This window comes from Methylocystis sp., from assembly GCF_051061225.1.
In the GTDB taxonomy this organism is placed as follows: Bacteria; Pseudomonadota; Alphaproteobacteria; order Rhizobiales; family Beijerinckiaceae; genus Methylocystis.
The window spans coordinates 1-8,344 of record NZ_JBPFEB010000048.1; the positions used below are offsets into that span (position 1 = coordinate 1).

Sequence of the window (8,344 nt, forward strand, 5' to 3'; positions counted from 1 at the left end):
ACACCGAGCCGGCTCCACCGGATGAAACGATTGTAGAGCGTCTTGGGCGGCCCATACTCCTTGGGCGCATCCTTCCATTGCAAGCCATGCTTGATGACGTAGACGATCCCGCTGACGACGCGCCGGTCGTCCACTCGAGGGCCGCCGTGCGACAAGGGAAAATAAGGGGAAATCCGTGCCATCTGCGCTTCACTGAGCAAAAACAAATCACCCATCAAAGTCTCCATTTCGGAGACCTTGAATCACGCCTCAGTCAAAATTAATAGGTCCTGAGCCTAGTTTGCGGCTTGAAGAGAGCCATCAGCTCGTCGCGACGCGGTGTTGAGAGCGGAATTTGAGGTCCTAGAAGAAGCTTCTCGTTTGTCAGAAACCCTTGATTAAGGTGGTCTCTTATTGACTTGACTGCTTCGGAAATCGCATCAGCACGATCCTGATAAAGTTTCGACTCCCCCAACCACAACTCGATAGGTTGCCCGTCACAAGCCCGCGCGTGCACTAGATCAAACGACTTAACCACGTCATTCGATGCCGTTTTGTAAAAAACTCTTGGACAGATGGGTATGGTTCCAAAAAATTGACGACATATTGCGTGGAGAGCTATTTCCCCAGCCTCGCCTCTTTTCCGATACTTTTCGCTTGTATAGACGCGGACAGCTGCTTGGCTTAGCTTCACGTAGATATTTCCGTGATTAACCAGCAACTCTTGCTCCGCCAGAGCGTACTCTGGAAGCCACTCAATCAAGTGCTTAGCAAAAGGAGCGCACCGCCAAGCCTGCACCTCGAAACCAGCGCAACATATACTTGCTGATAGTTTATTTACATCCGAAGAATATATACGCTCAAGAAACGGCTCAGGCATGATGTCGTAGATGCCCACCGAGTATAGCCTCCTATAATCAGTTGTTTAATGCTTGCATTATCTGTTCAATAAAAGTAACGGACGCTCCTCGACTTACACCTCTTCACTCTCATCCCCCTCCCCCACATCCCCAATATGCTCGACGGCCGCCACCCGCTCGTCCTCGGCCGTGTTGAACACGATCACGCCCTGCGTTCCGCGCCCGGCGATTCGGATGCCTTCCACCGGGCAGCGGATGAGCTGGCCGCCGTCTGTCACCAGCATGATCCCGTCGCCCTGCTCCACCGGAAATGACGCGACCAGCTTGCCGTTCCTCGCATTCACCGCCATCGCGACGATGCCCTTGCCGCCGCGTCCGGTGATTCGATACTCGTAGGGCGAGGTGCGCTTGCCGTAGCCGTTTTCCGACACGGTCAGAATGATCTGCTCGGCCGCCTGCATCTCGTAGAAGCGCGCGTCGGACAATTCCACCGACGGCGCGGCCTCCTCGGGATCCGCCTCCGGCGCGACATCCTCGCCCATGCGGCGGCGCAGGGCGCCGGCCTTCTTCAGATAGGCCGCGCGCTCCTCGCCCGTCGCCTCGAAATGCTTCAGGATCGACAGCGAGATCACCTTGTCGTCGTCGGCCAGCGACACGCCGCGCACGCCCATGGACGTGCGGCCCTGGAAGACGCGCACCTCGGGAACCGCGAAGCGGATGCACTGGCCGTCGCGCGTCGTCAGCAGAATGTCGTCGTGCTCGGTGGCCGTCGCCACATCGACGATGGCCTCGCCCTCGTCGAGCTTCATCGCAATGAGGCCGTTACGGCGCACGTCGACGAAATCCGAGAGCTTGTTGCGCCGCACCGTGCCGCGCGTCGTCGCGAAGATCACATCGAGCGTCGCCCAGCTCGATTCATCCTCGGGCAGCGGCATGATGGTGGTGATGCGCTCGCCCGGCTCCAGCGGCAGCATGTTCACGAGCGCCTTGCCGCGCGCCTGCGGGGCCGCCAGCGGCAGCCGCCAGACCTTTTCCTTGTAGGCCTTGCCGCGCGAGGAGAAGAACAGCACCGGCGTATGCGTATTGGCCACGAACAGGCGCGAGACGAAATCTTCTTCCTTCGTCTGCATCCCGGAGCGGCCCTTGCCGCCGCGCCGTTGCGCGCGATAGGTCGACAGCGGCACGCGCTTGATGTAGCCGGCGTGCGAAACCGTCACCACCATGTCCTCGCGGGCGATGAGGTCTTCGTCCTCCACCTCGCCGTCGGCGTCGACGATCTGCGTGCGGCGGGGCGTGGCGTAAGCCTCCTTCACCGCCAGCATCTCGTCCTTGACGATGCCGAACAGCCTTTCGCGCGAGCCGAGAATTTCCAGATATTCGGCGATTTCGGCGGCGAGCTTGTTCAGCGCCTCGGCGATTTCCTCGCGGCCGAGCGCGGTGAGGCGTTGCAGGCGCAGATCGAGGATCGCGCGCGCCTGCGCCTCCGACAGGCGGATCGTGCCGTCGTGGCTCAGCTTGTGGCGCGGATCGGCGATCAGCTCGACGAGCGGCGCCATGTCCTTCGCCGGCCAGTCGCGCGCCATCAAGGCCTCTCGCGCCGCCGCCGCGTCGGGCGAACTGCGGATGAGGCGGATCACCTCGTCGATATTCGCCACCGCAATGGCGAGACCGACCTGCAAATGCGCATTGTCGCGCGCCTTGGCGAGACGGAACTTGGTGCGCCGCGTGACCACCGTTTCGCGGAAGTCGATGAAGGCGCGCAGCACGTCGGTCAGCGTGAGCAGCTCCGGCCGCCCGCCGTTCAGCGCGATCATGTTGACCGCGAAGCTCGATTGCAGCGCCGTATGCCGCCAGAGCTGATTGAGCACGACATCGGCCACCGCCTCGCGCTTCAGCTCGACGACGATGCGCATGCCGTCGCGGTCGGACTCGTCGCGCAGATCGGAAATGCCCTCGATCTTCTTTTCCTTGACGAGCTCCGCGATGCGCTCGATCAGCGCCGCCTTGTTCACCTGATAGGGAATCTCGGTGAAGATGAGCGCCTCGCGCTCCTTGCGCAGCGTCTCGATCTCCGCCTTGGCGCGCATGATGATCGAGCCGCGGCCGGTCGCGTACGCATTGCGGATGCCGCCGCGCCCGAGGATCGTCGCCGCCGTCGGGAAGTCCGGGCCGGGCACGATCTCCATCAGCTCGGCGACCGTCATGTCCGGCCGGTCGATCAGCGCAATGGCGGCGTCGATCACCTCGCCCAGATTATGCGGCGGGATGTTGGTCGCCATGCCGACGGCGATGCCGCCCGCGCCATTGACCAGCAGATTGGGAAAGCGCGCCGGAAGAACCGTCGGCTCGCGCTCCTTGCCGTCGTAGTTGGGCTGGAAGTCGACCGTGCCTTCGTCGATGTCCTCGAGCAGCGCCAGCGCGGGCTTGGCCAGACGCGACTCGGTGTAACGCATGGCCGCCGGCGGGTCGTTGTCGACCGAGCCGAAATTGCCCTGCCCGTCGATGAGCATGAGCCGCATCGAGAAGGGCTGCGCCATGCGCACCAGCGCGTCATAGATCGCGGCGTCGCCGTGGGGGTGATATTTACCCATCACGTCGCCGACCACGCGCGCCGATTTCACGTAGGGCTTGTCGGGCGTGATGCCGTTCTCGTGCATCGAGAACAGGATGCGCCGGTGCACGGGCTTGAGGCCGTCGCGGACGTCCGGCAAGGCGCGGCTCACGATCACGCTCATCGCGTAATCGAGATAGCTCCGCTTCATCTCGTCGGCGATGGAAACCGGCCTGATGTCGGAGCCGTCTTTTTTCGTGTCGTCGTCGGCCAAGGGCGCGCCAATCCGGGCTGATTTTCTCTCGCCTTACCGTATAGGCGATTCGTCGGGGCTACGCCAGTCGCGCCGGGGAAACAAGAGCCAATCAAACCAAAGACTTAAGAAAATACCAAGCCTTCGCGCGCCGGCTTGGGGGCAACTGTCGCCAAATACGCCGTTCCGAAGGGTACAGCGCGCGCATCAAGACGCTCCGATAACGCTGTGCGCCGATCAACGAAACAAACCGGACCGACGTTAAGCCGGTCCGGCTAGTTTTCTTTATTGAACGACTTCCGGCTCTTTGCCGTTCGCCGCACTCTGCGCGTCCTGATTGCTCAACCCCGGGGCCCCGCAATTCGGATGACCCCAGCCCGAAGCACTTTTGCCGTTCGCGCCAATGTCGAAGACGATGTTGTCAGGACGCGACGCGCTGGTTCCAAAGAAGGCGTTCATCCCGAGCAGATGGTCCAAGCTGAGATTGTGGCGAACGTTCCAGGCGACGATGTGATCGGCGCAGGAGGAGTCGCCGCTGACGCCGACAGCGCCAACCTTGACGCCCGCCGAGGTGTAGAGCGCGAGGCCGCCGCCGAAGGTGTTGATGCCGCCGATGATCTGGCCAATCATCGGGTCCGAGGAGGTGCCGAAGTTCGCCGTGTCGACGGGGCCGGCGTAATTGCCGCCGGTGCTGATGCGGTCGCCGTAAGCGCCGGCTGCGGCCACCGGGTTGCTGTCGGAGAGACCGAACAGGGATCCGCCCGGCTGCACAGCCGAATAGAGGTTCGCGGTCGAGAGCGGCACCTTGCCTGTCTGCACGCCAGTTCCCGAGCCGGAGCTGGGCGTCGTGCCGAGGCTCAGCGTTGCGGCGGTATATGCCTTTTGAGCCGAAATAACGCGGCTCGCCAGCCACTGGCCCTGGATGGAATTGGCCCCGGGCGCGGCGGCGGTGCCGCTGGAGTTCGCGACGACGCAAACGTGGCCATCCGGCGCCACGACGGTCGCCCACATATTTAGACCGAAGCCAAGCGTGCCTGCTGTCTGGCTCACAGCCGACTTCAGCGCGCTCTGCAGGCTGGAAAGCGAGACATTCGGGCAGGCGGCGTTCGCGGCGAAAGCGTTGGTGGACAGCAGGGCCGAGGCGGCGCCTGCCAGTAGAATCTTGCGGATCATGTCCCCTCCTGAGAAGTATAAAAAACCCCGGCTAACAGCAAGCAAACACTATAAAAATTGCCGAGGCAGCGCCGATTGCTAGCAAAGGGCGTTAATATTATCAACCTTATTTCGTTGCAAATTCGCCACAATCCAAATTTTTCGAGAACTAGCGGGCATTTGATGCTTCAGTTTCATAGGTCTCTGTGGCTATAAACTGCGTGACAAAGGTGACGCCGACGCGCTTCGCCGTCTTATCATTGTGTTATGAGGAGCATTTGAGATGAACGCGAAGTTGTGCGCTGCCTGGGTGTCATTGTTCGCTTGCGCCGCGTCATCGGCTTTCGCCGCGGATCTTCCCTCCCGCAAGGCGCCGCCGGTCCTCCCGCCGCCCCCGGTCCTGACCTGGACGGGCTTTTATGCGGGCCTCAACGCGGGCGGAACCTGGAGCAACAACAACACCGCCACCTTCGGCGCCGTCGGCCTTGTCGATGATCCGATCTGGCTGCCGGGCGGCCCCTTTGCGCTGAGCGCCACGGGCGTCGCGACGGGCAACTCCGGCGCGGGCTTCATCGGCGGCGGCCAGATTGGCTACAACTATCAGTTCGGCTCGTCCTTCCTGGTCGGCTTCGAAACCGACATTCAGGGCGTCGCCGGCACGAGCGGCACGGCGCAGGCGGTCGGCGTCGCGGTCAACACCGTGACCTTCGACCCTGTCAGCACGCCGACGACGGTCACTCGCGTGAATCGGCGGATGGACTATTTCGGCACCGTGCGCGGCCGGCTCGGCTGGCTTGTGACGCCGACCCTTCTCGTCTACGGCACGGGCGGCTTCGCCTATGGCGGCTTCTCTCTGTCGGCCGCTCAGTACAGCTTCGATCCGTCGGGCCTGTATGGGACGGGCTTTGGCGCGACGTCCTTCAACCGCACGGCCACCGGCTGGACGGCGGGCGGCGGCGTCGAGTGGATGTTCTGGCCGAACTGGAGCGCGAAGGTCGAATATCTCTATTACGACCTCGGCCACGCGAGCTCCACGCTCAGCCCGGTCTCCGGCCTCGACCAGACTGTGTTTGCGGCCCCCGGAACGCTCGGCTTCATGAATGTGACGCGCGTCTCGACGCGGCTGTCCGGCAACATTGTTCGCGCTGGTGTGAACTATCACTTCAACTGGGGCGCCCCTGCGCCGGTCCTCGCGAAATACTGAACAAGGTTTCCATGAATACAGAAAAGCCCGGCAATCGCCGGGCTTTTCTACTTTAAGCCCCTGTCATTCAGTCGCTTTCGCCCCGAAGGGCGCGCGCGGCGTTGATCGCCGCCGTGGCGGCCTCGGCGTCGCCCGGCTCAACAAGCCCGAGATCATCCGCCGAGGAGGCCGAGCGCCCGGCAACCGCCGAACCCGAAGCCGCCGACTCCATGGCCTCCTCGTCCTCGTCGAGCGCCAGCGCCGCATTTCCCACCGTCCGAACAACCGGCCGCGCGGCGCGGGCGACAGTCACGGCCGGCGCAGGGGCTTCGGCTGCGCCCTTCATACGCGCGGCGACATTTCTGAGCGCCGAAGCAGGCGCCGCGGCGTCCTCCGCCTGCGACGCGGCTCGTGTTGCAGTCTTGCGCGCGAAACGGGCGTGCACTGTCGGCAACAGGCGGGCGAAGAGCGAAGCGGGGGCGGTCGCTTTCGGCGCGGAGGGAGCGGCGACGGGCGCGTCCTTCTTTTTCGTCAGGAGCGCGTGAAGCGTCGGCAACAGACGCGCGAACAGCGACGGACCGGCGGCTTTTGGCGCCACGACGGGCGCCTTCTTCGCGGCGGCGGCCTCCGGCTTCGGGGCGGGCTTCGTGACCGCCGGGGCCGGTTGGCCTGCGGGCTGGGCGGCTTTGGCCGCCGGGGACGGTACTTTCCTGCGGCGTTTTTCCCGCAGCCAGAGCAGCGCCATCGCGCCGCCGAGCAGGGCCAGATTGAGCGGCTCGGTGAGCCGGTCGACAATCGAGACCTCGGACACCGCATCCGGCGCCGCCGCCTCGGCGGGCGGAGCCGGGGGCGCGGCGGGCGTGGGGGAAGCGGCGGGCGCGGCGGCGGAGCTGACGTCGTGGATCAGCAGGTCCGAAACCGCATAGGGCGCAACTCTGTCGCTGGCTGGGTCGAAATCCTCGAAGGCCCTGCCATGGTCGTAAGCGATCGTGCCGACGATCGCGCGCGCTTCTTCCTTGAGTCGCGCGGCCTGCTCGGAGCCGTCGGCGACGCTCGCCTTGATGGCGCCGTCCCGGCCCAGCGCCCACGCCTCGCAATTGAAGAAGTGGTCCGGCGCGCCGGCGGCTTCGGCCGTGGCGACGGTCACGCATGCGGGGAGTCGGTGCTTCCCGTCGAGCACAGGCGGGGCCATCCATTCGCCGAGCAGGATTTTCGGCTGGCCAATCACGCCGCGCTGGGCGTTGACCTGCGGCAGGCTCGCATTGAAGGCGCTCAGAAGCTTCCCGGCGTCGAGCTGGTCGGGCGCTCCGGCGCCGATATGGCCGTCGTCGATCAATTCGATGGGGGCGAGCCAGTCCAGACCGCCGCCGGCCCCTGTGACGATGCCCTGCACGCCGGGGCGCAGATCAAGACCCACTTCGGCGGCAAGCTTGCGCGCTGGCTCAAGCGGGAGGAAGACGCGGCCCGAGGGCAGCCACATGGTGGCGCGGTCGGCGAGCCGGATGCGGGCCGGGCCGGCGACGCCCTGCGCCAGAAGCGCCTCAATGCCTGAGTCGCCCGCTGCGGCCGGCTCCGCCGCCGTCGGCCCGCCTTGCGTCGCGACGGCGGCAGGCGTCTGCTGCGTCGTCGCTTCTCCCGCGACGGCGGCGGGGTGTGGTTCGGCGGCCGGCGCCAAGGCCGCGAGCTGCGGGAGAAGCCCCGGCGCCGCGCCCGTCTGGACGCTCGCGGCGTCCAGCGCCAACACAGGTGCTTTCATTCGGACAAGCGCCAGGCGCGGCGGGTTGAGCGCCAGAGCGGGCAGCGTCGCTGGAGCGGCGGCGTCCGGGGCGGGCGCCGGAGCTTCGGCGACGGGCGCCTCGACCGGCTGCGGCGCCTCCGGAGCAGCCGCCGCATCCGGGGTCGCCGCCGCCTGAGCCGCCTCGATTTTCGGCGCTTCGGCAGGGACAGAGGGCGCCTCCGCAGCGACTTGCGCAGGGGGCGCGCCGGTCGCCGGGGCGGGCACGGTCGCTGGCGCGGCTGCGGTTTGCGGCGCAGGCGCCGCCACCGGCTCGGCCGGCGCCGTGGCCGCCTCCACCCTGGCGGGTTCCGCCGTCTCAGACGGTTTCGCCGCGACAAGCGGCGGCGCCTCGGGCGCCGTGGGCGCGGGAATGGCCTGCTCGGCCACGGCCGGGGAGGCTTTTTTCGTAAGCGTCCAACGCGTGGCGTCAGGGGCTTGCAAAGTTCCAAGGCATGAGTGCGTCGATGTCTTTGTTGGGCCAACCGGCGGCGATGCGCTCGAGCGTCTGTGTCAGCCATGCGTTGGGATCGACGTCGTTGAGACGCGCGGTGGCGAGGAGCGATGAGATTGTCGCCCAGGTGTCGCCGCC

7 protein-coding genes are annotated in these 8,344 nt (G+C 65.3%); 1 reads left to right on the top strand and 6 read right to left on the bottom strand.

Features of this window, described 5'->3' with window-relative positions; genetic code table 11:
* From ACR652_RS09845 to ACR652_RS09860, 4 genes are all read right to left on the bottom strand, one after another.
* The coding region (locus ACR652_RS09845; RefSeq protein WP_434506336.1) for a transposase at positions 1 to 215 on the bottom strand (215 nt) is incomplete at its 3' end.
* Between the two features lie 44 nt (positions 216 to 259).
* On the bottom strand, positions 260 to 877 hold the full coding sequence (locus tag ACR652_RS09850) for a HamA C-terminal domain-containing protein (RefSeq protein WP_434506337.1): 618 nt from the start codon (positions 875 to 877) through the stop codon (positions 260 to 262).
* Positions 878 to 952: 75 nt separating this feature from the next.
* Positions 953 to 3,664, bottom strand: coding sequence for a DNA gyrase subunit A (gene gyrA, locus ACR652_RS09855; protein WP_434506338.1), 2,712 nt, complete (start codon positions 3,662 to 3,664; stop codon positions 953 to 955).
* Positions 3,665 to 3,928: 264 nt separating this feature from the next.
* Positions 3,929 to 4,816, bottom strand: a complete 888-nt coding sequence (locus ACR652_RS09860) for a hypothetical protein (RefSeq protein WP_434506339.1) — start codon at positions 4,814 to 4,816, stop codon at positions 3,929 to 3,931.
* Positions 4,817 to 5,078: 262 nt separating this feature from the next.
* Here ACR652_RS09860 and ACR652_RS09865 point away from each other — a divergent pair, with 262 nt between their 5' ends.
* Positions 5,079 to 5,999, top strand: a complete 921-nt coding sequence (locus tag ACR652_RS09865; protein ID WP_434506340.1) for an outer membrane protein — start codon at positions 5,079 to 5,081, stop codon at positions 5,997 to 5,999.
* Between the two features lie 67 nt (positions 6,000 to 6,066).
* Here ACR652_RS09865 and ACR652_RS09870 read toward each other — a convergent pair whose 3' ends face one another.
* Positions 6,067 to 8,142, bottom strand: a complete 2,076-nt coding sequence (locus ACR652_RS09870) for a DUF2167 domain-containing protein (protein ID WP_434506341.1) — start codon at positions 8,140 to 8,142, stop codon at positions 6,067 to 6,069.
* A 40-nt stretch (positions 8,143 to 8,182) separates the two neighbouring features.
* On the bottom strand, positions 8,183 to 8,344 hold a 162-nt coding region (locus ACR652_RS09875), incomplete at its 5' end, for a transposase domain-containing protein (RefSeq protein ID WP_434506342.1).